Source organism: Sphingobium lactosutens, assembly GCF_013393185.1.
Lineage (GTDB): Bacteria > Pseudomonadota > Alphaproteobacteria > Sphingomonadales > Sphingomonadaceae > Sphingobium > Sphingobium lactosutens_A.
Genome location: NZ_QJQX01000082.1, coordinates 36,492 through 60,623 on the forward strand (window position 1 = coordinate 36,492; position 24,132 = coordinate 60,623).

Genomic DNA, 24,132 nt, shown 5'->3' on the forward strand with positions numbered 1-24,132 from the left:
GCGCGGCGATCCACTTGAAACAGGTATCCTATTTACATTTTAAAAGATGTAAGCTAGATGCACCTTATCGACTCCGAGAAAGGTGCTGAGAATGTCCAGTTCGCTGTCTGCGCAAACTATCGCCATCGTGAAATCCACTGGTCCCGCGCTCCGCAAACATGGGGTGGAGATCACCACGGCCATGTATGCGCGCCTGTTTCAGGACGAGGAGGTGAAAGCCATGTTCGACCAGGCTGCGCAGGACAGCGGCGAGCAACCTCGGCGGCTGGCGGCTGCGATCCTGGGCTATGCCGAGAATATCGACAAGCTGGAGGCGCTGGGCGGCGCGGTCGCGCGGATGGTCGCGCGCCATGTCGATACCGGCGTAAAGCCCGAGCATTATCCCAAGGTCGCCGCTGCGCTGCTGCCCGCGATCCGGGAGGTGCTTGGCGAGGCGGTGGCGACCGACGCGGTACTGGCGGCCTGGGCGGAGGCCTATCAGTTCCTCGCCGATATTCTGATCGCCAGGGAAGCAGAGGTCTACGCCGAAGCGGTGTGAAATTGCGAATGGGGGTCAACGGCATCTGGCCTCACCCTGATAGGCCATAGGATGGGGCGTTCCTGTTCAGGGTTGCCCCACAGGTTCAGCAGGTCGGCGGCAAATCAGTCACTTTCGCGCCCGTCCGGGCCAGCGCGGCAAGTGTCGTCGCGATAATCTGGGCAATAGCGCGCATGGGTGGAGCCGTCCTGGTCGAACCAGTTGGTGGCACCTGCCCTTGCGATCAGTCCTCCGCCCGAAGCAGGGTAAGCCGCGCCTTGCCAACGTCGCGCACGGCATCGATGGCAAAGCCCTTCACCGTCACATCCTCGCGCCGGTCGGTTTCTATGCTGACCCAGGTGGCGCTGCTCGTCCATCCCAGACGGGCCAGCTTGTCGAGCGCCACTTGTCCCGCGCCCGTTTCGTAGGGCGGGTCCATGAAGATGAGGTCGAGCGGTTTGCCCGCCGGGCCGAGAGACATGACGCTGCCCGAGCGGATGTCGGGACGGATGCCAAGCTTGTCGCCGTTGGCGCGAATGACGTCCAGCGCGGCCTTGTCCTGCTCCACGAACAGGCAGGAGGCTGCACCGCGCGAAAGAGCCTCGAACCCCAATGCGCCGGACCCGGCGAAGAAATCGCCCACGGCGAGTCCCTCGAACGAGCCGAGGCGGCTCGTCAGCATGGAAAAAAGCGTTTCGCGCGTGCGGTCGGCCGTGGGCCGGGTGGCATCGCCCTTGGGCGCCACCAATGGGCGACCGCGCCATTGGCCTGAAATGATCCTCATGCAGCGGCATCCTTCAGGCTCTTGCGGAAGAGGATGAGGTCGTGCTGGCGCACCTCCTCGACTGCGCCGACCGGCAATTCGCCCAGGATGAAGGGGCCATAGCTGGTACGGATCAGGCGATTGACCTTGAGGTCGAGATGCTCGAGCACGCGGCGGACTTCGCGGTTCTTGCCTTCGGTCAGGGTCATTTCGATCCACTGGTTGCGACCGGTGCGGCGTTCCAGATTGGCTTCGATCTGGCCGTAGCGGATGCCGTCGATCTCCAGCCCGTCGAACAGGTCTTCGAGCTGCTGCTGGCTGACCTCGCCGAAGGCGCGGGCGCGGTACGTGCGGGGCACGCCGGTCGCGGGTAATTCCATCTGGCGCTTGAAACCGCCATCGGTGGTCAGCAGCAGCAAGCCTTCGGTGTTCATGTCGAGCCGCCCGATCGGCATCAGGCGCGGCAGGTCTGCGGGCAGCCGGTCATAGATGGTCGGGCGTCCGGCCGGATCACGCTCCGTGGTGAGATAGCCGGTGGGCTTGTGGAAGACGAACAGGCGGGTAGGAGAAGGTGCCGCGACAGCGACGCCGTCGACGGTGACGCCATGCAGCGATGTCAGCAGCGTAGCGGGCGTGTCGAGCGCCACGCCGTCCTTCGCGATACGACCTTCCTCGATCATTCGCTCGATCTCGCGACGGGAAGCGATGCCGGCGCGCGCCAGCAACTTGGCGATGCGCTGCGGTTCGCCCTTGCCCTCCTCGGTCGCGGCGGCGTGAGCGGGATGGGGATTGGCGGGGAGGGCTGCGGTGCTTTTCTTCGCCCTCGGCTTGCGCGCTGGATAGGATTTGACGTCGGGACGCGATCGCTCGGCGCGGTTGTATTCGGGACGGCCTTCGCTCCGATCGGCACGGCTATCCTTCGCCGCATCGCTGCGACGGGATGACGCGCCGGCGCGCGGCGTTTCTGCGCGCGACCGATCTGTGTTGCTGCTGCGGTCCGCACGGGCGCGGGGCGCATCCGCCTGGGCGCGATCGGGGCGTTGACGGTCCGTGCGCGGGCGCTCCGTGCGATCGCCTTCGCTCCGGTTGGCGCGTGGCTTGGCATCCCGATCCTTGATCGGCGCATTGCGGGACGAAGGTGCGCCCGGACGCTTGTCCGATGGCTTGTCGGAGCCGGTCGGGCGTTTCGGGCCGCCGGGGCCTGCCCGACGGGGCGGTCCGGATTTTTTCGGCGGTTGCACGGGCAGTTCCTTTTCTTGCGCACTGGCCATTCCCATATGGGGAAAAAGTCAGCAACAGGCTGAAATGTGCCGCTCCGGCGCTTGGAGGAGGGGACTTGGGCGGTCCCTGGGCAACCCGGTCCGGGAGCGCGGCGTTTCATCGGGTGCATGGCGGAAACAGGGCGGACTTGGCAAATGTTTTTCGGATTGGTGAAAGAAGGGGAATCCCGCAGGCCGCGTCGCAAGGCCATCCGCACCGTGCTGGTGGTGGAGGATGAACCGCTGGTCGCCTTCGACAATGAGCATGCGCTGGAGCAGGCTGGCTATCGTATCGCTGCGACCGTCGACGATCATGACCATGCCGTGCGCGTGATGGATGAAGGTGGGGTCGACCTGGTGATCGCGGATGTCGCCCTGCATGGTAAAAAGAGCGGCATCGACGTCGCTCGCCATGCTGCCAGGCAGGGATTGCCGGTGCTGTTCGTCACCGGGCGTTGTCCGATCGATGCGCGCGCCCTGGCGGTCGGATGTCTCGCCAAACCCTATGCCCCGCGAGACCTCATCGCCGCGATCGGTGTAGTCGACGCAGTGCTGCGCGGCGCGCGGCGGCCGAAATTACCTCACGGCCTCAGCCTGTTCGTACCCGAGGGCTGATCGTCGCACACGCCCCTTGCCAGCGCCGGATCAGGCCATATGGTGGCGCCCGATAACTGACGCCACCGGGGGACGCGCGCACTCATGACCGACGCCATTGAGGCCAGCCATAGCTGGCTCGACGCCGTAAAGCCTTATGTGCAGAAGGCGCCACTGGCGTCCTTCTTCCTGGGCGTATCGTCGGGCTTTCCTTTCGCGATGATCGGCGCGACGCTGACGACGCGCCTGGCGCAGGACGGCATCGACAAGAAAGCGGTTACGGCGTTCACGCTCGCTTTTCTTGTCTATAATCTCAAATGGCTGTGGGCCTGGGTCGTCGATGGCGTTCGCCTGCCGGTTATCGGACGGCTGGGGCAACGCGTGTCGTGGCTGCTGGTCGCAGGCATGCTGGTGATGGCGGCGGTGGCCAATCTGGCGCTGGTCGATCCGACGACCAGCCTGATCCAGACAGCCTACGCCGCCATATTGGTGGGCGTGGCCGGTGCGACCTACGACATCGTCATCGACGCCTATCGAATCGAATTGCTGAAGCCCGAGCAACTGGGCGTCGGCTCCGGCATGTCGCAATATGGCTGGCGCATCGGATCGGTTGCCGCCGGATCGCTGGCGCTGGTGCTGGCGGCGCGGATCGGCTGGCACGGCGCTTATCTGGCCTGCGCCATATTCGCGCTGCCGGCGATGTTGACTGGCCTGTTGATGGGCGAACCGGAACGTCATCGCGATCCGGTCGCACGGCGCGGTGTCGGCGAAGTGATGGCCTCGATCACCGGTCCGCTGGTCGAGTTCTTCAGGCGGCGCGGCGCGCTGCTGGTCCTGCTGTTCATCCTGCTCCACAAGATCGGCGATACGCTGGCAAACCTGACCTTCCGTCTGCTGTTCGACGACATGGGCTATACCAATGACGAAATCGCCATCTACGACGTGGGCATGGGTTTCTGGGCCTATCTGATCGGCATCTTCATCGGTGGCATCCTCTATGCGCGACTGGGCATGAAACGATCGGTTCTGTTCAGCCTTATCCTGATGTGCGTTTCCAATTTCAGCTTCGCGGCGCTCGCGGCGCTGGGCAAAAGCAACTGGGGGATGGCCGGCGCGATCGGGTTCGAGAATTTCGCGAGCGGCATCGGCGGCGTCACCGTGGTGGCCTATTTCTCGGCGCTCTGTGACCTTCGCTTCACCGCCGCGCAATATGCGTTGATCTCGGCGGCCGCTAGCATCATCGGGCGCTTCCTGACCGGGACGACGGCGGGCGGATTGATCGAGCAGATCGGTTATGTCGACTTCTATCTTCTGACGACCGCGCTGGCGGTGCCGGGCATATTGCTTTTCTGGCTGATGATGCGTGCCGGGTTGATTGACGCCAGCGTCGGTACCGCGGCGATCCAAAGGGGGGATCAGCCCGCTGCGTAGAGATCCAGCGGGCGGCCCAGGTCGCTGTGCGCCTGCGCGACCGCCTGAAGGCAGGTCAGCGCGCCGAGCGCATGATCGTTTCCGAGCAGCGCGCTGACCCGCTCATAGGCCCCATTGGGATCGCGCAGCGCTTCGCCCGTCGCCTGCATCATCAGCGCTTCGTCCGCGGTCATGCGGGCGCAGCAGCAGGGGGCGACCAATATCTTGCGGCTCGATGCGCGGGCGAGTTCCAGCATCATTGCGCGCATCAGGACCAGCGGCCGGCGATAGCTGCGGCCGAACGCGCCGAGCATCGCATTGGCGGCATGGGCGTCATTGACCCCGGCCGTGGCCATGCGCCGCATCACGAACAGGAAGAGACGATTGCCATAGCCGCCCGGAATGGGACGGGGCAGGTCGAGGGGGGAGGTCTCTCCATAAGCCATAGAATCGCGCCTTCTGCGTTGTTCGGGTAACGCAAGATACGCTATTGCGAGTCAGTCGCAAGTCCTATTCAGTCAGGTAATTGCTCATTCAGTCGCAAAATTTCGCCGGCCAGATAGAGCGAGCCGCCGATCAGAAGCTTGGGAGTGGCGTTACCGGAATTTGCCGCATCTGCGGCGACCGCCCGGATTGCGGTTTCGGGGCCGTCATGGGCGGACGAGCCAATGCCCCATTTGGCAGCGATGGCCGCGAAGCGTTCGGGCGAATGATGGTCATGGCCTGGAATCGGCAGTGCGTGGATATGGGCGATCTTGCCAGCGAAGGGAGCGAGGAAATCGTCCATTTCCTTGTTCGCCAACATGCCGATGACGAGGTGCAGCTTTTGCCCTTCGAGTCGGTCGGCGGTGAAATAGGCGCCGATCGCTTCACCGGCACCGGCATTATGACCGCCGTCGAGCCAGACTGTGCTGCCTTCGGGCAGCGGCGCCAGCAGCGGTCCATGATCCAGCCGCTGGAGTCGCGCGGGCCAATGCGCCCATAGCGGCGCGGCCTTTAGCGCGGCTTCTGGCAGCGGCATGACCTGTTGATGGCGCAACATGGCGAAAGCGAGTGCGGCGTTTTGCACCTGATGCGCGCCGGCGAGGCGCGGCAACGGCGTGTCCAGGCGGCCCAGATCGTCGCGATAATGGAGCCGGTCGCGATAGACCGCGGCGTCCCAGCTCTCGCCCTGGCCGACCCAGAAGGTGCCGACGCGGTCAGCCGCCTGCTGCATGATCGGGTGCAGCGAGTCGGGATAACGCTGCGTAACCAGCGGCGCGCCTTCCTTTGCGATGCCGGCCTTTTCGGCGGCGATCTTTTCCAGCGTGTCGCCCAGAAAAGCCTGATGATCGATGCCGAGCTGAGCGATGCCGCATACAACCGGATCGACCAGAACATTGGTGGCGTCGAGCCGGCCGCCTAGTCCGACCTCGATGATGCAGGCGTCTGCGTCATGCTCCGCGAAGGCGAGGAAGGCGGCTGCGGTCGTCACCTCGAAGAAGCTGGCGTTCACACCTTCGGCAATATCGAGCACCCGTTCCAGATATCGCGCCAGCTGATCGTCGGCGATGAGCTGGCCGGAAACGCGGATGCGCTCATTGAAACGGACCAGATGGGGAGAAGTGAAGACATGGACGCTCTTGCCGTCCGCTTCCATCGCTGCACGCAGAAAGGCGCAGGTCGACCCCTTGCCGTTGGTGCCGGCGACGTGGAAGACGGGGGGCAGCGCCCGATGGGGATCGCCCAGCCGCTCCAACAGCCGAGTGATGCGTTCCAGCCCCAGCACATCCGCGCCGGGGGAAAGCGACCAGAGCCGGTCGAGCTGTGCCTGCACTTGCGGATCGTCCGAAACGGCGTGGTCGGCCATGGCGCGCTACTCCCCCTGCCGCGCGGTTGACTTGATATCAGGCGGCGGCGCGCGGCGTCAGATAGCCGATCACGCGCGCCAGCGTGTCGCGCAGTTCGCTGCGATGCACCACCATGTCGAGCATGCCATGATCGAGCAGATATTCTGCGCGCTGGAAACCTTCGGGCAGCTTTTCGCGGATCGTGCTTTCGATCACGCGCTGGCCGGCAAAGCCGATGAGCGCGTTCGGCTCCGCGATCTGGATATCGCCCAGCATAGCATAGCTTGCGGTGACGCCGCCGGTGGTCGGATCGGTCAGCACGACGATATAGGGCAGACCAGCAACGTGCAGCTTCTGGATCGCGACGGTCGCGCGGGGCATCTGCATCAGGGACAGGATGCCTTCCTGCATGCGCGCGCCGCCGGCGGCGGTGAAGATGACATAGGGGCATTTATGGGCGATCGCGTCGTTGACGCCCTGGATGAAGGCCGCGCCCACGCCCATCCCCATCGAGCCGCCCATGAAGGAGAAATTTTGCACGCCCATGACGAGCGGCACATCGTCGATCGCGCCGCGTGCGTTGATCAGCGCGTCCTGATCCCCGGTCGAGGCCCGGGCGGCCTTGATCCGATCGGGATAGCGCTTGGAGTCGCGGAACTTCAACGGGTCTTCGGGGACGTGCGGCGTCGGCAGCAGGATGAAGCCGGCGTCCAGGATTTGTTCGAAACGGGCATCGGGACCGATACGGCCATGATGGTCGCAGCGCGGGCAGACCGACAGATTTTCTTCCCATTCCTTGATGAAGACCATCTCCATGCAGGACGGGCATTTGTGCCACAGCGTTTCGGCGGTGGTTTCCTTCTTGGTGAAGGGCAGGGCGTTACGAACGCGGTTGATCCAGCTCATGCTGCGGTCTCCCGGGAGAAAGAGGTGAGGGCACCGCTCAATGACGCGATGAATTCCTGAACGAAGGGGCCGGCTGCATCGCCATGGCTGCCGATAATATCGACAATAGCGGAACCGACGACCACGCCGTCCGCAATGCGACCTATGGCGGCCGCCTGATCGGGTGAGCGGACGCCGAAGCCGACCGCGATCGGCAGGTCTGTGGCGGCCTTCAGCTTTTCGACGGCGATCTCGATATTGGCCTGTGCCGCCTGCTGTTTGCCGGTCACGCCGGCGACTGAGACATGGTAAAGGAAGCCGCTCGCGCCATCGAGTACGGCGGGCAGGCGCGCTGCATCCGTGGTCGGGGTAGCGAGGCGCACGAGATGCACGCCGGCCGCACGCAAGGCGGGACCGATCTCGGCATCTTCTTCCGGCGGAATATCGACGCAGATGACGCCGTCGACGCCAGCCGTCTTGCACTGGTCGGCGAACCAGTCGGAGCCGCGCACCAGCATTGGATTGGCATAGCCCATCAGGACGAGTGGGACATCGGGGTGACGCGCGCGGAAATCGGCGGCGAGGGTGAAGATGTCCTTCGTCTTCGTGCCCGAACCCAGGCTGCGCAGGTTCGCCAGTTCGATCGCAGGGCCATCTGCCATCGGATCGGTGAAGGGCATGCCCAGTTCGATGATGTCCGCGCCGCCCGCGACGAGCGCATCGAGGATGGCGGGCGTCGCCGCAACATCGGGGTCGCCGGCGGTCACGAAGGTGATGAGGGCGGCGCGACCCCGCGCCTTGCAGGCGGCGAAGCGGGTGGCGAGACGGTCCATACTCACATCTCCACTCCCAGCGCATCGGCGACGGTGAAGATATCCTTGTCCCCCCGGCCCGACAGATTGACGACGATGATCTTGTCCGCGTCCAGCGTTGGCGCGACCTGCTCGGCAGCGGCGACGGCATGGGCGGATTCGAGCGCGGGGATGATGCCTTCGAGGCGTGAAAGCATCTGGAAGCTTTCCAGCGCCTCGTCATCCTTGATCGGCATATATTTCACCCGGCCGATCTCGTGCAGCCAGCTATGTTCGGGGCCGATGCCGGGATAATCGAGACCGGCGGAAATGCTGTGCGCCTCGGTGATCTGGCCGTCCTCATCCTGGAGCAGGTAGGTGCGGTTGCCGTGCAGGATGCCCGACGCGCCGCCGGCCAGCGATGCGGCATGCTTCTTGTCGAGGCCCTCGCCGGCGGCTTCCACGCCGATCATCGCTACTTCGGGATCGTCAAGGAAGGGATGGAACATGCCGATGGCGTTGGAGCCGCCACCCACCGGGGCGATCAGCATATCGGGCAGGCGGCCCTCGGCCTCCATGATCTGGCTGCGGATTTCCTTGCCGATGATCGACTGGAAGTCGCGGACCAGCTCCGGATAGGGGTGGGGGCCGGCGGCGGTGCCGATGATGTAGAAGGTGTCATGGACGTTCGACACCCAGTATCGCAGGGCATCGTTCATGGAGTCCTTGAGCGTCGCGGATCCGGACGTGACGGGAATGACTTCTGCGCCCAGCAGCTTCATGCGGAAGACGTTGGGCTTCTGGCGTTCCACATCCTTGGCACCCATGAAAATCTTGCATTCCATGCCGAACAGGGCGGCCACGGTCGCGGTTGCGACGCCATGCTGGCCCGCGCCGGTTTCGGCGATGACCTTCTTCTTGCCCATGCGGCGGGCGAGCAGCGCCTGACCGATGCAATTGTTGATCTTGTGCGCGCCGGTGTGGTTCAGTTCCTCGCGCTTGAGGTAGATCTTGGCGCCCTTGCCGGGTTCTGCCTTGGCCCGCAGCGCCTCGGTCAGCCGCTCGGCATAATAAAGCGGGTTGGGGCGACCGACATAGGAGCGCAGCAGTTCGGCGAACTCTGCGTCGAACGCCGGGTCGGTCTTGGCGGTCCGGTAGACCTGCTCCAGCTCCAGAATCAACGGCATCAGCGTTTCAGCGACGTATCGGCCGCCGAATGTGCCGAAATGACCGCTGTCGTCGGGCTGGGCGCGGAGGCTGTTGGGCAAAGTGATAGTGTCAGTCATGATATCAGTCTTTCCGGGACAATAGGGGCGTTCGCTTCAAGGAAAAGCGATCAGCGCCATCGTTGTCCGATGCGCACGACTATGGCCGTCTGCGTCAACATGCGGATACCGCTTTGCAGAAGGCCGTGATCTTGTCCACACTCTTGATGCCGGGCGCGCTTTCGACGCCCGAAGAAACATCGATGAGCGGGGCGGCGGTGATGCGGATCGCTTCGCAGACATTGTCAATGCCAAGGCCGCCGGACAGGCCCCAGGGGGCAGGCATGGAAAGGCCGCGAAGCAGCGTCCAGTCGAAGCGCAGCCCCATACCGCCGGGCAGCGCTGCACCATCGGGTGTCTTGGCGTCGAAAAGAAGGCGATCGACGGCGTCGGTATAGGCGTTGGCGCTGTCGATGTCGGCACGGGTCTTGACCGAGATTGCCTTCCAGACGGGCAGGCCGAAGCGCTGGCGGATGGCGGCTGCACGTTCGGGGCTTTCCTTGCCATGAAGTTGGAAGGCGGTGAGGGCGCCGGTTGCAACGAGGCGGGCGAGTTGTTCGTCGTCGGGATCGACCACCACCGCAACGCGCTCGACATGCGACGGCACGATGGCGGCGAGCGCCTTGATCTGATCCGGCTCGACATGGCGCGGGCTTTTGGAAAAATGGACGAAGCCGACATGGCTCGCCTCCGCGCGCACGGCTGCACCCAGCGTTTCGGGCGTGGACAGGCCGCAAATCTTTATGGCGAGTCGGGACATGCAGGCGGCCTTAGCGGCGAAGCGCCGCGAAGTCACATATCGCTGGACGACTGGCCGCTGGATGGCTGGTGGCCCGGCTGGGTCAGGTCCATGTCGTGCAATGCCAGCCAGTCGTCGGCATGGTCGATGCAGGCTCGACCCAGGAAGGCGTCGAGCGCCGTCATGATGTCGGTGTCGTCGGTCGTGGCAGGATCGATCGGCGGATGCCAGTGAAGATCGAAATGCGGGCCGCTGGTGCGGGCGAGGTAGAAGGGGGTCAGTCGTGCGCCGGCCTTGCGCGCCAGCCGTAGCGTGAAATCAAGATTGCCAGATGGCGGCAGGTCGCGTCCGAGGCGGGGGAACCAGACCTGCTGGTCGCGGCGCTCGTCGATCAGGATATAGAGCATCGCCCGATCCTTGGCCAAGTGGCGCAGGATCGCACGCGCCGCGCCGCCGCTGCCGGTGATCGCTTCACCCATATAGCTTTTGCGCGCCCGCTTGAGTTGTGCGGCGACCTTCTCATCGGCGGGCGGATCATAGACGCCAAGCGGTGGCCGATCGGTCGCGGCTTTCAGGTGCGCCGCCATCAGATCCCAATTGCCGACATGGGTGGTCAGGAAGATCATTGGCCCCGGCATGTCGAGCACGGCTCGATAGCCGGCTTCGTCGCGCACGCTGACATGAGCGGGGCTGACGAGCCGATCGATATTGGCGAGTTCCGCGAGCGTCCGCCCCATATTTTCCCAGCGTCGTGTCAGGAGTGTCTCTCGCTCGGCCTGGCTCAGGTCAGGGCGCAGCAAGGCGAGGTTAGTGCGCGCACGCGCGTCGCGCAGCTTCATGCGTGGGCGCGCGACATGAGCCGACAGCCAACCTCCGGTCCAGGAGGCGAGCCGTGCGGGCAAGATGCGGAGCATGGCGAAGAGAAAGGGGTTGGAGAGCATGGTCTTGACCGTCATACAGGAGCCGTTGAGGCGGTAAAGAGCCGCGAAGGGGGCTTTGCGTGACGATGATGCTGGCGCTGTGGCTGCTGCTCCAGGCGCTGACGCTGCTGGGCGTGGTCAATTATCTGCGCCACCTGCCCGCCGACCGGCAGGAAGAAGCGCCAGCGGGCGCGGTGATGATCCTGTCCGTGCGGGACGATTGGGATGGCGGGGCGGAACTGATCGCGCGACTGAAGGCGCAGAGCGCTGGCTTCCGCCTGTTGCTCGCGACGTCGGGCGCCTGTGCGGCGGCCGAATCGCTGGGGGCGAGGGAAAGGGATTGGGTGGAAATCGTGCGAGCCGGCATCGCCACCGATGAAGGGCAGAAGGTCCACAAGATCCGCGCTGCATTGAGAGCCTTGCGCCCCGACGATCGCTATCTGCTGTTCATCGATGCCGATATCGAACCGCCCGCGCGGCTTGTCGGGCGCCTGCTGTTTCCGCTGGCGCGTGGCAAGGCGGACATCGTTACCGGCTATCGGCTGCTGCTGCCCGCGCCCGGTTGGATGTCGACACTGGTCGGTGCGGTCGAATTGCAATTAGCCACAATGCCGCGGGCGGCAAGCTCGACCATGCCATGGGGCGGGGCAATGGCGATGACGCGCGCGGTTGCCGACCAGCTTGATCTCGATGCGGTACTTGCCGGGCGGTTGTCGGACGACATGGCGATAGGGCTGGCGGGATGGCGGGCGAAGTTGCGGCTAAGGCCCGTCCGCGATTTGCTGATAGCCAACCCGCTCGACGGCACGGTCCCGTCGCTATGGGCTTTTGGCGTGCGGCAATATCGCCATGTTCTGACTAACAGTCCCGGCATGTGGCTGGCGGCGACGGTCGGCGTGATGCTGCAGTCGGCCGCTTGGGTCTGGGCGTTGGGTTGGGGTGGCTGGCCGGCGATTGCGATCGGCTATGGCGCGGCGTGGGGCCGGGCGGCATTGCGGAGCCGCATTCTGGATAAGGTGCTGGAACCGCAGCAGGCGTGTTGCGCGCGGCGGTCCTTGCTATGGGACATGGCCGCCCCCTTTGTGCCGCTCTGGGCGCATCTGATGGTGCAGGTGCAGGCTGCCCTGTCGCACCGCATCCGTTGGGGCGGATGGGACTATTGGGTGAAACGGGGGCGGGTCTTGCGGATGGAGCGGGTGGGCGCCTGACCTTCCTATTCGAACCCAGCCGGAAACTGGTGCTGGCCATCGTCGCCGATGCGCAGCACGACCTTGCCCGCCACCGCGCTCATCGGCAGGTCGCCATAAAGGTGGGGGAAGAGCGCGCCGCCGCGTGACACTTCCCATTTGATCGCCGCGCCAAAGGGGGCGAGGTCGATCATCAGCATGACCAGCCGATCCTGTCCCGCAAAATGCTTGGCGACCGTTTCTGCCGCCTGATCGCGCGTGGACATGTGGATATAGCCGTCCGTCAGGTCGATCGGCGCGCCCTTGAACAGGCCGTCGGCCTTGAACTGATCATATTGATCGGCGGTCAGTACCTTGTAGGCGAAGAGGTCGCTCACGCTTCTGTGGCTTCCGGTGCGTCACCGTCATCGTCGCTTTCCTCGATCTTCGCGGCGCTCACCACATGCTCATTGTCGGCGACGTTGAACAGGCGGACGCCGGCCGAGTTGCGGCTGATGACGCGCAGGCTGTCGAGGCCCATGCGGATCAGCTTGGCCTGATCGGTGACGAGCATCAGCTGGTTCGCCTGGGTAGCGGAGAAGCTGGCGACGACACGGCCGTTGCGGGCAATATTGTCGATATTGGTGATGCCCTGACCGCCACGGCCGGTGCGGCGATAGTCATAGGCCGACGACAGCTTGCCATAGCCATTGGTGCAGACGGTCAGGATGAACTGTTCCGCCGCCGCAAATTCAGCTGCACGCTCGGCCGGCAGGGTCGATTCGGCGTCATTATCCTTCCATGGCGCGGCGCGCAAATAGGCATCGCGTTCGTCCGGGGTGGCGTCGAAACCCTTGAGGATCGACAGCGAGATCACCTCGTCATCGGCCTTCAGCGTCATGCCGCGCACGCCGGTCGAGGTGCGGCTCTGGAATTCGCGCACGTCGGTGGCGGCGAAGCGGATCGCCTTGCCCTGACGCGTAGCGAGCAGCACGTCATCCTCTTCCGTCAGCAGGGCGACGCCGATCAGGCGATCGTCGCTGCCTTCGTCGAAGCGCATGGCAAGCTTGCCGTTGGACGGAATGTTGGCGAAGGCGTCCATGCTGTTGCGGCGCACGGTGCCGTTCGCGGTGGCGAACATCACGTGCAGATCCTTCCAGCTTTCTTCGTCCTCCGGCAACGGCAGCACGGTCTGGATCGTCTCGCCTGGCCCCAGCGGTAGCAGGTTGATCATCGGGCGACCACGCGTCGCCGGGCCGCCTTCGGGCAGGCGCCATACCTTCATGCGGTAGACCTTGCCGGCGGTGGAGAAGAACAGCACCGGCGTATGGGTCGAGGTCACGAACAGTTCGGTGACGGCGTCCTCATCCTTGGTCGCCATGCCCGAACGGCCCTTGCCGCCGCGCGCCTGGGCGCGGAAGCTTTCGAGCGGGGTGCGCTTGATATAGCCCTGCACCGTGACGGTGACGACCATCTCCTCGCGCTCGATCAGATCCTCGTCCTCGATGCCATCGGCAGCTGCGGTGATTTCCGACAGGCGCGGCGTGGCGAATTCGCGCTCGATCGCCTCCAGTTCCTCACGCATCACGGCATAGAGCTTTACCCGGTCGCCCAGGATGGCGAGATATTCGGCGATGGCTTCGGCTAGTTCTGCCAGTTCCTTGCCGATTTCGTCGCGGCCCAGCGCGGTCAGGCGATGCAGGCGCAGGTCGAGGATGGCGCGGACCTGGATATCCGACAGCTTGTAGACGTCGCCGGTGACTTCCGTCTCGATCGCCTCGACCAGCCGCAGATAGGGCGCGATCTCCCCGATCGGCCATTCGCGGGCCAGCAGCTTTTCACGGGCTTCGGCTGGGCTGGACGAACCCCGGATGATCTTGACCATCTCGTCGAGATTGCTGACCGCGACGACGAGGCCCAGCAAGACATGCGCCCGGTCGCGCGCTTTGTTCAGTTCGAACTTGGTGCGGCGGGTGATGACCTCTTCACGGAACTTGACGAAGGCCTCGATGATCTCGCGCAGGCCCAGCAATTCGGGGCGGCCGCCACGGATGGCCAGCATGTTGGCGGGGAAGCTCGACTGCGCGGGAGTGTTGCGCCACAACTGGTTTAGCACGACTTCGGGCGTCGCGTCGCGCTTCAGGTCCATGACGATGCGGACGCCTTCGCGGCTCGATTCGTCGCGGATGTCGCTGATGCCCTCGATCCGCTTGTCCTTGGCGGCTTCGGCGATCTTTTCGACGAGGCCGTTCTTGCCGACCTGATAGGGGATGGCGGTCAGCACGATCGACTGGCGATCGCCACGGCCTTCCTCGACCACATGGCGCGAGCGCATCATGATGGAGCCACGGCCGGTGTGATAGGCGCTGCGCGCGCCCGACTGGCCCAGGATCAGCGGCGCGGTCGGGAAATCGGGGCCGGGGACGATCTGGATCAGTTCGTCCGTGGTGATGCCGGGATTGTCGATATAGGCAAGGCAGGCGCGCAGCACTTCACCGAGATTATGCGGTGGTATGTTGGTCGCCATGCCGACCGCGATTCCGCCCGCGCCATTGACCAGCAGGTTGGGAAAGCGCGCCGGCAGCACCTGCGGTTCGCTTTCCGAAGCGTCATAATTGGGGGTGAAATCGACAGTGTCCTTGTCGAGATCGTCCAGCAGCGCGGTCGCCACCTTGGCGAGGCGCGCTTCGGTGTAGCGCATGGCCGCCGGCGGATCGGGGTCCATCGATCCGAAATTGCCCTGACCGTCGATCAGCGGCACGCGCATCGACCAGTCCTGCGTCATGCGGGCCAATGCGTCGTAGATCGAGCTGTCGCCGTGCGGGTGATATTTACCCATCACTTCACCGACCAGACGGGCGGACTTGCGATAGGGACGATTGTAGACGAAGCCCGATTCCTGGGCGGAGAAGAGAATGCGGCGGTGCACCGGCTTCAACCCGTCGCGAACGTCCGGCAGGGCGCGGGCGACGATGACCGACATGGCATAATCGAGATAGCTGGTCTTCATCTCCTCAACGATGGAGATGGGGCTGATATCCGAAGGGTCGGCGAGGGCAGTCTCGTCGGTCAAAGCGATTCTCTTTGCAGGAAGGGTGTCAGTGTTGCCGGATCACTAGCCCAGCGAAACAAATCTGTCACCCCTCGCACGCAGGCGCGCGCCTGCGCGTGCAACCAAGGCGGTGTGCCGGGCGCCGGAAGTTGCGGGCGGAACGAAGGCGGCGCATAACAGTTGCAAATCTCGTTGATTTAGGCTTGTTCAAAGCCCGTTCACGCGCCGGCCCCTAATCGGCGCTTAACCCCGAAAGGTCGCCTGAGACCCCTGTCAGGCGTGCGAAGGAGATGAGGATCATGCGTTTTGTTACCCCGGTGTCGCTCGCGCTTGCTTTGGCGCTGACGGGCGGTGCTGTTTCGGCACCCGCCTTTGCCGCGAAGAAGGAAGAGAAGAAGGCTGGTCCGAAGCTCAACGTCTCCCCCGACGTGATCAAGGCGTTGCAGGCCGCGCAAAAGGCAGCCGAGGCGCAGGATTTCGCCGGCGCCAAGGCGGCCCTTGTTGAGGCCGACAGCAAGGCGCAGTCGAACGACGACAAATATCAGATCGGCGCGATCAAGCTGAACACGTCGATCGCTTCGAAGGATGCGGCGATGCAGGGCGAAGCGCTGACCCAGATGCTGGATAGCGGCCTGACCCCGCCCGAACAGGCTGGCCAGTTCAACGCGATCGCCGCCGATCAGGCGCTTCAGGCCAAGAATTACGACCTCGCCATTCAGCGTGGGGAAGCGGCGCTGGCGGCCGGCTATAAGGCGGAACAGGTCCAGCCGACCCTGGCCCAGGCCTATTTCGGCAAGGCCGGCACCACCAACACATCGGCCGAGCCGGCACGGGGCCTGACCCAGAAGGGTCTGGCTGCACTGAAGGCGGCGGCGGATGCCAGCAAGGCTTCGGGCCAGCAGCCGCCGGCGCAATGGTATCAGATCGGCGTCGGTCGTGCTGAAGCGGCTAAGCTGCCGGAAGTGACCGAATGGGCGACCATGGCTTATCAGGCCGAACCGAGCGGCCAGAATCTCCGTACACTCGTCCGCCTGTTCCAGCGTGCCAACCCGACCATTTCGAACCGTGAGAACCTCGATGTCCTGCGCCTGCTCGGTGCGTCGGACGGTCTCGTGATCGCCGCCGACTACACCGAATATGCCGAAATGGCGTCGAAGACCGGCATTTATGGCGAGGTCAAGTCGGTGATCGACAAGGGTCGGGCCAAGGGCGTGCTGAACGCCAGTGCCGGTAATGACGTGTATCAGACTGCCGTACCGAAGATCGCAGGCGACAAGGGTTCGCTGGGTTCGGCCGAGGCCGATGCGCAGAAGGCTGCGAATGGCAAGATCGCTGCGGCAACCGCCGACGCCTATCTGGGCTATGGCGACTATGCCAAGGCCGCCACGCTGTTCGAGCTGGCCAAGCAGAAGGGTGGCGTAGACGCGGACGAAGTGAATACGCGCCTCGGCATCGCCAAGACGCTGGGCGGCGACACCGCCGGCGCCAAGGCGGCGTTCCAAGCCGTTCAGGCCGGATCGCGCAAGCAGGTCGCGAGCCTCTGGCTGGCTTACCTCAGCACCAAGGGCGCCTGATCCTGTTGTGCGCTGTCGCTGTCGGGCGGCAGCGCACATGATCGCTGGTTGATGGAGTGATGCCGAGTGATTCCGGCATGAATTATTTGGGGGAGGCCGGGGCGGCCATGCGTAAGTTGACGGTTATTTCGAGCGGCCTGTCTATGGTGGCAGCCACGGCTATGCTCGCGGGAACGCCTGCCTTGGCGAAGAAGAAGCTGGTGGTGGCCGGACCGCCGATCACCATGTCGGATGCCTTCCGGGCCAATGTCCAGTCGGCCGAAGCCGCGCTGAAAGCGCGCGATGTGGTGACGGCGTCGACCCAGATTAGCGGTCTGATGCCCAGCACCGATTTCGAGGCTTATGTTGCGGCGGGTCTTCGCTACCAACTCGCGGTCCAGCGACGCGATGTGCAGGCGCAGCGGATCGCGTTGACCGATCTGTTCAAGACGACGGCTGTGCCGAAAACCGATGCGCCGCGGCTGCGTTACATCGCCGGCTACCTGTCCTATACCGTTGGCAATTATGACGATGCGCTGGCGCAACTCGATTATGCCAAGACGCTCGGCTATGATGGCGTCGATGCGACCATGTTGCGGGCCGATATCGCCATGCGGCGAAAGAAGCCGAAAGAGGCCCGTCCTTATCTGCAGGCGGCGATCGTGCAGAAGCGCGCCTCGGGTGAACCCGTTCCCTTGCCCTGGATCGACCGCGGTATTTCCATGGCCTACCAGGACAGCGACTGGGCAGAGGTCAGCCAGCTCTATCGCGAGCGGTTGGCGCGCGCGTCAAGCAAGGAAGACTGGCGGTCGGCCTTGACCAATTATCTGACGGTCGGCGGGCTGGAATCGCAGGCACAGTTGGACCTTTATCGACTCCAGGCGGCCAATGGCGCGATGGCGAGCGAGCGGGACTATCAAAATTACGCTCAATTGGCGGAGAAGGCCGGCTATTATGCCGAAGCCAAGGCGATCATCGAATCCGGCCGCAAGGCAGGCAAGCTATCGTCGACCCAGGCTGTGACGAGCAATTTGCTCAAGAGCGTGACGCCCAAGGCAACCAAGGAAATCGCCGGATTGCCGGCGCTGGCGAAGAAGGCGGCGGCTGCATCGACCGGAAAGGAGGCGCTGGCGCTTGGCGACAGCTATGTATCGCTGGGCCAATATCCGCAGGCGGTCGAGCAATATCGGCTGGCATTAAGCAAGGGCGGCGTGGATGCCGGTCGTATCAATGCCCGGCTTGGCATGGCGCTGGCACGTTCGGGCGACTTGGCCAGTGCGCAGATGGCACTCAGCCAGGTCGGAAACGGCGATTGGGGCAACGTCGCGGGATTCTGGTCGGTGTGGATCGATCAGCAAGGCAAGAAGGCGGCTTGAGCCGGAGCTTTGTTTGATGGCGTGAGAGCCGGCTTTTCGCAAGAATTAGCGCGCTGCGTCCGATTTAACGTAGCGTGCTGAAAGGCCGATCCGATCTAATCTGATTGGATCGGCCGCTGGAGTGCGCTGCGTTCAATCCAGCCCAGAACGCGCGCTCCACTTCTTCATTGCATCCTTTTGAGCGGAAAACCCGTTCCGACCTTTCCGCACGATTCCCTCTCTGCCTGCTGCGGGGTCAGGCCGGCAGCGGGACGCCCGGAAGATTTTTCGATGTGCGGATGGTCAGCGATGTCTTCACGCTCACCACATTGGGCGCTGGCGTCAGCTTCGATGTCAGGAATTGCTGGAAGCTCTGAAGATCCTTCGCCACGACCTTCAGGATGAAGTCGATCTCGCCATTCAGCATATGGCATTCTCGGACTTCGGGCAGACCGGCGACATGGTCCTGAAAAGCTTTCAGATCGGCCTCCGCCTGGCTCTTCAGGCTGACCATGGCAAAGACAGTGATGGTATAGCCCAGCATGGCCGGGTCGACCACGGCATGATAGGATGTGATGGCGCCAGCCTCCTCCAGCGCACGTACCCGGCGCAGGCAGGGCGGGGCCGTCAAGCCTACCTTCCGCGCCAGTTCCACATTCGTCATTCGTCCGTCTTGCTGCAATTCTCCGAGGATCTGCAGGTCGATGTCATCGATATTCGGCCCGGCCATTATTCCGATTATTTCCTGTCCTGTTTGTAGGGCGCATCATAATAATGTTTCAGAACAATGCAATTGTCCCACTATGCGACGTTGCGTTTCTGTCGCGACACGGCGCCTCTTTCCCTTTTCGTAACGAATGCCTATCCATAGGATTGCAGGGGCGCGAGCAGGCAAATCGCGGGTTCGTCGCCCGCGACATATGGGGATTTCAGGTGCGGTTCAACGATCTCATGCAAACGGTGCTGGCGGCGGATGACCGTAGCGGACCGAGTGCGGTGACGTTGTGGCGCCAGTGCGTCGACCTGCTGGCGCAGCATGACCGAACCGATCGGGAACCGATGGATCGGCAGGAACGGGCTGCATTGCTCGATCGTCTTGCGGGATTGCGACCCAAGTTGACCGAAACGCAGCGAATCGCGACGGTCGTCGAACTGGGCCGGCGCCTGCGGTCGGCGACTTTGGTATCCTTCTTCGCAAATGATCGGCCGTCTATTGCTGCGGCGGCGATGGCGCGGGCTGAACTGCCGGATGCTGTCTGGGCGGACCTGTTGCCGCAACTCACGCCGACTGCTCGCGGCGTGCTGCGCGGTCGGCGCGATATGGGAGTGAAGACGCGGCAAGGCCTGGAGGCCTTTGGATCAGCGGATCTCGTCCTCACCACTGTACGCGTTGATATGATCGGCGATACGGCCATGTTGTTGACGGGAGATATGGCTGCGGACGAGGAAGCCGCACCCGCACCCCGAAGCGCGACGATCACGCAGCTTCGGCCCGCGGTACGCGACGAAGATCAGATCCGCAATCTGGTCGACCGGATCGCCCAGTTCACAAGTACGCGCCGGCCAGCCGTCGACCATATGGCATCCCCGGCGGAGCCGACTCTGCCCGCTGCGCATATTTTTGCATTTGAAACGGATGCAACAGGTATTATCCTCTGGATTGATCAGGGACCGCGCGCGGCCTTGATCGGTCTTTCGCTCGGCGAAGCCGCCATGGACGGGGGAAGCGGGCCGGACGGCCATGTCGCCGGCGCTTTCGCCCGGCGTAGCGGATTCCGCAATGGCCGTTTCACGATCGTCGGCGGAGCGATGGCAGGCGAATGGCGGATGTCGGCAACGCCGTTTTTTGATGCGCGATCGGGGCGATTCCAGGGTTATAGGGGCCAGGCCAGGCGTCCTTATCTGCACGAAGTGGCGATACAGCCTGCGCCGATGGCGATGACAGGATTGTCGGCCGATTCGCTGCGTCAGCTGGTGCATGAACTGCGTACACCGCTGAATGCGATATTGGGTTTTGCGGAAATCATCGAGCAGGAATTGTTCGGCCCCGCCGGTGAGGGTTATCGCGACATGGCCGGCAAGATCGCCGTGGATGCGCGTCATCTCCTGACGGCGTTTGATGATCTGGATCTGGCCGCGCGCGTGTCGCGTGGCGAAGACGATGTCGAACCGCGCCTGATCGATCCCCGACATCTGGTATCGCAAGTCGCTGTTCGCTTCCGTGAACAGGATGGGATTGCCGCGGTGGATATCGCCATGGCGCCGGACCTGCCGCCGGTGCTGATCGATCCGGTCCAGGGCGAACGCATGGTGCAGCATCTGTTTCGCACGCTGATCTCCGTCACACCTACGGGGGAGGCGGTGACGGGCGCCTGCTGGTTGCGGCCCGACATGGGGCAGGGCTCCGTCGTGCTCGCAGTCGATCGGCCGTCCAGCCTGGCCGGCCTGGACGAAGCGCAATTGCTCGATCCGGGGCATGGCGTGGATGGGGACTGGGTCGATGGCCCCCTGCTGGGCCTCGGCTTTTCGTTGCGCCTGATAAGAAGCCTGGCGGGCAGCTGCGGCGGCAGCCTGGAAATCGAAGCCGGTCGCGTTCTTCTCGCTCTTCCCGCCGCGACGGTGGCGAATGACGCAGTGGATATCGGTTGAAGGGAAACCCTCTGGCAACCATTGGGCGTTAGGGAAGGCGTCATGACCGCTTTCGCTCATGACGGCAATCTGCTGAGGCAGCCGCGTGCCGAGGACATGATCGCCCTTGATCCCGCTTTCGGCCGACGGTTCATGCTCTTCGTCGATACGGAGGAAGAGTTTGACTGGAACGCCCCCTTCAGTCGCACCGGCCATAGCGTTTCTGTCGTTGACGGCATGGCAAAGGGGCAGGCCTTTTTCGCTGCGGCAGGGGTAAAGCCCATCTATGTAACGGATTATCCCGTAGTCGAATCCGATGTCGTCGCCGCGATGATGGGGCAATGGTTGAGCGATGGCACCGCTGATATCGGCGCGCATCTTCATCCATGGGTCAACCCTCCTCATGTAGAGGAGGTGAATGCGACCAACAGCTATGTCGGCTTCCTGCCCGAAGCCGTCGAACGCGCCAAGCTCGAAGCGCTTTGCCAGCGGATCGAAGTGCGTTTCGGAGCGCGCCCCATCGCCTATCGTGCCGGGCGCTACGGGGTCGGACCCAATAGTGCGCGCCTGCTGGAAGAGGCGGGGTTTCGCCTCGACAGCTCCGTTCGCAGCCGCTTCGACTATAGCGCGCAGCATGGTCCGGATTTCCGGGGCCTTCCGCAAAATCCCTACTGGGCCGGACAGGAGCGAACACTTGTCGAATTGCCCCTGTCGACGGCTTTTGTCGGGCTTATGCGGAATGGCGGTGAACGGCTTTATCGTGCGGCCCAGAAGATGGGGCCGCTCGCCGGCGTCCTGTCACGCACGGCAATGCTCAGCCGGGTGCCGCTGACTCCGGAGGGGGTTCCTGTGCAGGAGGCCATTGCCGCGATCGATGCGCTGATCGAGGAAGATGTGCGGGTACTGAACTTCAGTTTTCACTCGCCGACATTGGCACCTGGCCATACGCCTTATGTCCGGATCGAGGCCGACCGGACAGGTTTCTACAGTTGGTGGACTAGAATATTGGAGCATCTGGCAAAGCGTGGTGTGGAGGCAGCCAGCCTAGACGAATTGCTGTTGTCTGTTCCCGTGCGAGCGAAGGCTTGCAAAGCGGCGTGATGCTGCCTAATCCCGCCGATGTTCGAAGGCGGGGCCTGTAGCTCAATGGTTAGAGCTGGCCGCTCATAACGGCTAGGTTGCGGGTTCGAGTCCTGCCGGGCCCACCACGAACATCAATCATGCTGACCATACTGTCTCACGGCAGCCCGTGTTCCCTTGTATTTGCGGGCATCCGAATTACACTTTGTCTCAAGCCATCTCACCATACCCCACCCATCGCGGGGGCATGTGAGGGGGCATCAGATTTGAAAGTGGGGGCATCGTGGCTCTGACCGTCGTTGAAGTGAAGAACGCCAAGCCGAAGGAGCGAGACTACAAGCTCGCTGATTCTGCTGGGCTTCACTTGTTCGTGACCACGAAGGGCGCCAAATCATGGCGGTTTAAGTATCGAATAGGGGGGAAGGAAAAGAGGCTCGTCTTCGGGTTGTTCCCTGAGGTCAGCCTGTCTGAAGCACGCGACCAGCGCGACGTCGCGCGCGCGCTCGTGCGCGCCGGTAAAGATCCGGTGATCGAGGCGGAGAAGGCGAAGCAGGCTGCGATTGCCGCGGCCGGCGCGACCTTCAAAGCAATTGCGGAAGAATGGATAACGGACGAACTGCCGGGCTGGTCGGAGGCCCATGCCAGCCGTGTGCGGTTCCGACTTGAGAAGGACCTCTATCCCAGCCTCGGTCGCATGCCGATCGCAGACATCACGGGTCCTATGGTCCTGCGGGAACTGCGTAAGATCGAAAAGCGCGGCTCGATCGAGACGGCAAAGCGTGTGAAGGGCTATGTCATGGCCATCTTCAACCGGGCCGAGGGCGAGCATTTCATAGGCGGGGAGTCTGTCCTTGCGATATCGCGGCTGGGCAAGGCACTGAAGCCGACGCCAACAGGATCGAAGCAGCCCGCGCTAACGAAGCTGCCTGACCTGCTCGAACTTCAGATGGCGGTTGATCGCTCTACCTCGGACGTGGTGACGAAGCTGGCATCCCGGTTGCTCGCCCTAACTGTCGTTCGCGTCGGCGTCTTGCGCCAAGCGACATGGGAGGAGTTTGAGGGGATAGATTGGGACAAGCCCGATGCCCCCGCGCCGGGGGCACTCTGGCGAATTTCAGCCAGCCGCATGAAGTTGGAGGTGGAGGACAAGGGCAATGAGGCTTTCGGGCACGAGGTGCCGCTGCCGGCCCAGGCGGTCGAGATTCTACGCACACTGCGGATCGTGACGGGGAAGTATCATCTCCTATTTCCCGGCGGGAAGTCGTGGCGCGAGCCAATGAGCGACGCCGCGCTGTCGACGCTCTACAAGCGAATGGCGGGAGGGCGCTACAAAGGCGTGATGGTGCCGCACGGCTGGCGCTCGGCTTTCTCCACCATCATGAACGAGCGCGCGGCCACTCTGCGGCAAGATGGCGACCGAATGATTATCGACATGATGCTGGCGCACGTCCCGAAAGGCATGTCAGCATCAGAATGGGCCTACAACCGGGCGCGATATCTGGAGCCTCGCCGCGAGCTGGGGCAGGAGTGGGCGGACCTGTTGATGGAGAGCATGCGCCCTGCGTCGGCGCTTCTCGACGGCCCCCGGCGCTGATGGCAGGATGGTCCAGCGCGTGGCGATCGGAGATTCGCAATGAAAACCAACGGAGCAGGCTAAGCCTTCGCGGAATGGCTGGGCGGATAGGTCATCGCCAAGGAGAGCGCCCGGTGGCAACTGTCCAAGCCTTATTGCAGTGGAAGAAATCCTGGAGAAAAGTTCATGGCATCTGAAAGGACATTGATAGCTGCTCAAGAAGGCGTTGAGTTGTGGCAGACGAATTTGATCGCAGATGGATCGGTCGTTAACAGCGCCTTCGTGCTGAAATCGCTTCGGACCCCGGAATGTCCCGCCTATGCGTCAGAGGTTGAAGCGCGGCGAGCGTTCGAGGAAGAGGTGAAGCTCTCGGCCGATAGCCCGATCGCGCAGCACCGCCTTGCGCGATGACCTATCCGATTGGGAGGCATGGGCCTGCGCCCTGCAACGATGCGACATGACGCGGGTCGAAAAATTTCCTATCGTAGCTGTGGATAAGTGGGTGCCTACCGGCATGCCGCCCGAGTGATAACGTCGGCATGGAAATCAATTCGCGCCCAATTTATGCGCCATGGTGGTTATGTTCCATGCCCATAGGGACGGTATTCTATCGCGTATTGCGAGTTATCCGTCATTTTGAAGTTGAAAATGTTAACCAGCTGTTCAATGCGCGCGGATACGATTGTGGATAAGTGCATTGGTGTGTAAGTGAGTCGGTATTCGTTCGATTTGTCGAAGGGGGCCGGCACGAAA

The 24,132-nt window shown here is 63.3% G+C and carries 22 protein-coding genes and 1 tRNA gene; 11 read left to right on the forward strand and 12 right to left on the reverse strand.

What is annotated here, in order from left to right:
- Positions 1-91: 91 nt before the first annotated feature.
- The gene (locus DM806_RS23980) at positions 92-538 is read left to right on the forward strand and encodes a globin domain-containing protein (RefSeq protein ID WP_179045669.1); all 447 of its coding nucleotides are present in this window, start codon (positions 92-94) and stop codon (positions 536-538) included.
- A gap of 223 nt (positions 539-761) precedes the next feature.
- Here the strand turns inward: DM806_RS23980 and rsmD are convergent, their stop codons facing one another.
- Complete coding sequence (rsmD, locus tag DM806_RS23985) at positions 762-1,301, reverse strand: 16S rRNA (guanine(966)-N(2))-methyltransferase RsmD (protein ID WP_179045670.1); 540 nt, start codon at positions 1,299-1,301, stop codon at positions 762-764.
- Positions 1,298-2,398: a pseudouridine synthase gene (locus DM806_RS27880; protein ID WP_444860960.1), complete on the reverse strand. Its 1,101-nt coding sequence runs from the start codon at positions 2,396-2,398 to the stop codon at positions 1,298-1,300. The genes rsmD and DM806_RS27880 overlap by 4 nt, the downstream gene beginning before the upstream one ends.
- A gap of 297 nt (positions 2,399-2,695) precedes the next feature.
- Between DM806_RS27880 and DM806_RS23995 the strand changes: the two genes are divergently transcribed.
- Both DM806_RS23995 and DM806_RS24000 read left to right on the forward strand, forming a co-directional pair.
- Complete coding sequence (locus tag DM806_RS23995) at positions 2,696-3,154, forward strand: response regulator (RefSeq protein ID WP_179045672.1); 459 nt, start codon at positions 2,696-2,698, stop codon at positions 3,152-3,154.
- An 84-nt stretch (positions 3,155-3,238) separates the two neighbouring features.
- Positions 3,239-4,564: an AmpG family muropeptide MFS transporter gene (locus DM806_RS24000; protein ID WP_179045673.1), complete on the forward strand. Its 1,326-nt coding sequence runs from the start codon at positions 3,239-3,241 to the stop codon at positions 4,562-4,564.
- Here the strand turns inward: DM806_RS24000 and DM806_RS24005 are convergent.
- The 7 genes from DM806_RS24005 to DM806_RS24035 all read right to left on the reverse strand — a co-directional run bounded on the left by DM806_RS24005 (position 4,549) and on the right by DM806_RS24035 (position 10,993).
- Positions 4,549-4,989: a DUF6628 family protein gene (locus DM806_RS24005; RefSeq protein WP_179045674.1), complete on the reverse strand. Its 441-nt coding sequence runs from the start codon at positions 4,987-4,989 to the stop codon at positions 4,549-4,551. The two genes, DM806_RS24000 and DM806_RS24005, sit on opposite strands and share 16 nt — an antisense overlap.
- Positions 4,990-5,057: 68 nt before the next feature.
- Positions 5,058-6,392, reverse strand: coding sequence for a bifunctional folylpolyglutamate synthase/dihydrofolate synthase (locus tag DM806_RS24010; RefSeq protein WP_179045675.1), 1,335 nt, complete (start codon positions 6,390-6,392; stop codon positions 5,058-5,060).
- 37 nt (positions 6,393-6,429) lie between these two features.
- Positions 6,430-7,278 carry an acetyl-CoA carboxylase, carboxyltransferase subunit beta gene (gene accD / locus DM806_RS24015; RefSeq protein WP_179045676.1) on the reverse strand — a complete coding sequence of 283 codons (849 nt, stop codon included), beginning with the start codon at positions 7,276-7,278 and terminating at the stop codon, positions 6,430-6,432.
- Positions 7,275-8,090 carry a tryptophan synthase subunit alpha gene (gene trpA / locus DM806_RS24020; protein ID WP_179045733.1) on the reverse strand — a complete coding sequence of 272 codons (816 nt, stop codon included), beginning with the start codon at positions 8,088-8,090 and terminating at the stop codon, positions 7,275-7,277. Before trpA ends, accD begins: the two co-directional genes overlap by 4 nt.
- A gap of 2 nt (positions 8,091-8,092) precedes the next feature.
- Entirely contained in the window at positions 8,093-9,334 is a 1,242-nt protein-coding gene (trpB, locus tag DM806_RS24025) for a tryptophan synthase subunit beta (protein WP_179045677.1), read from the reverse strand.
- Between the two features lie 94 nt (positions 9,335-9,428).
- Positions 9,429-10,073 carry a phosphoribosylanthranilate isomerase gene (locus DM806_RS24030; RefSeq protein ID WP_179045678.1) on the reverse strand — a complete coding sequence of 215 codons (645 nt, stop codon included), beginning with the start codon at positions 10,071-10,073 and terminating at the stop codon, positions 9,429-9,431.
- 32 nt (positions 10,074-10,105) lie between these two features.
- Positions 10,106-10,993 (reverse strand): lysophospholipid acyltransferase family protein, encoded by an 888-nt coding sequence (locus DM806_RS24035; protein WP_179045734.1) that lies wholly within the window; start codon positions 10,991-10,993, stop codon positions 10,106-10,108.
- 68 nt (positions 10,994-11,061) lie between these two features.
- On the opposite strand from DM806_RS24035, the gene DM806_RS24040 reads away from it, so the two are divergent.
- The gene (locus DM806_RS24040) at positions 11,062-12,180 is read left to right on the forward strand and encodes a glycosyltransferase (RefSeq protein ID WP_179045735.1); all 1,119 of its coding nucleotides are present in this window, start codon (positions 11,062-11,064) and stop codon (positions 12,178-12,180) included.
- Positions 12,181-12,185: 5 nt separating this feature from the next.
- Here DM806_RS24040 and DM806_RS24045 read toward each other — a convergent pair whose 3' ends face one another.
- Positions 12,186-12,536: a DUF952 domain-containing protein gene (locus DM806_RS24045; RefSeq protein WP_179045679.1), complete on the reverse strand. Its 351-nt coding sequence runs from the start codon at positions 12,534-12,536 to the stop codon at positions 12,186-12,188.
- A complete protein-coding gene (gyrA, locus tag DM806_RS24050) occupies positions 12,533-15,211 on the reverse strand; it encodes a DNA gyrase subunit A (RefSeq protein WP_179045680.1) in 2,679 nt (892 codons plus the stop codon). The genes DM806_RS24045 and gyrA overlap by 4 nt, the downstream gene beginning before the upstream one ends.
- Before the next feature lie 278 nt (positions 15,212-15,489).
- Here gyrA and DM806_RS24055 point away from each other — a divergent pair, with 278 nt between their 5' ends.
- Positions 15,490-16,764, forward strand: a complete 1,275-nt coding sequence (locus DM806_RS24055; protein ID WP_179045681.1) for a hypothetical protein — start codon at positions 15,490-15,492, stop codon at positions 16,762-16,764.
- 107 nt (positions 16,765-16,871) lie between these two features.
- A complete protein-coding gene (locus DM806_RS24060; protein ID WP_179045682.1) occupies positions 16,872-18,119 on the forward strand; it encodes a tetratricopeptide repeat protein in 1,248 nt (415 codons plus the stop codon).
- A 235-nt stretch (positions 18,120-18,354) separates the two neighbouring features.
- Here DM806_RS24060 and DM806_RS24065 read toward each other — a convergent pair whose 3' ends face one another.
- A complete protein-coding gene (locus DM806_RS24065) occupies positions 18,355-18,828 on the reverse strand; it encodes an Lrp/AsnC family transcriptional regulator (RefSeq protein WP_179045683.1) in 474 nt (157 codons plus the stop codon).
- Between the two features lie 203 nt (positions 18,829-19,031).
- On the opposite strand from DM806_RS24065, the gene DM806_RS24070 reads away from it, so the two are divergent.
- The 5 genes from DM806_RS24070 to DM806_RS24090 all read left to right on the forward strand — a co-directional run bounded on the left by DM806_RS24070 (position 19,032) and on the right by DM806_RS24090 (position 23,790).
- Positions 19,032-20,747, forward strand: coding sequence for a sensor histidine kinase (locus DM806_RS24070; RefSeq protein ID WP_372859745.1), 1,716 nt, complete (start codon positions 19,032-19,034; stop codon positions 20,745-20,747).
- A 42-nt stretch (positions 20,748-20,789) separates the two neighbouring features.
- Positions 20,790-21,827 carry a polysaccharide deacetylase family protein gene (locus DM806_RS24075; protein ID WP_179045684.1) on the forward strand — a complete coding sequence of 346 codons (1,038 nt, stop codon included), beginning with the start codon at positions 20,790-20,792 and terminating at the stop codon, positions 21,825-21,827.
- A 31-nt stretch (positions 21,828-21,858) separates the two neighbouring features.
- Positions 21,859-21,934: transfer RNA gene (locus DM806_RS24080), tRNA-Ile, on the forward strand.
- A 155-nt stretch (positions 21,935-22,089) separates the two neighbouring features.
- Entirely contained in the window at positions 22,090-23,400 is a 1,311-nt protein-coding gene (locus tag DM806_RS24085; RefSeq protein ID WP_179045685.1) for a tyrosine-type recombinase/integrase, read from the forward strand.
- Between the two features lie 165 nt (positions 23,401-23,565).
- The gene (locus tag DM806_RS24090) at positions 23,566-23,790 is read left to right on the forward strand and encodes a hypothetical protein (protein ID WP_179045686.1); all 225 of its coding nucleotides are present in this window, start codon (positions 23,566-23,568) and stop codon (positions 23,788-23,790) included.
- The last annotated feature ends 342 nt before the right edge of the window (positions 23,791-24,132 follow it).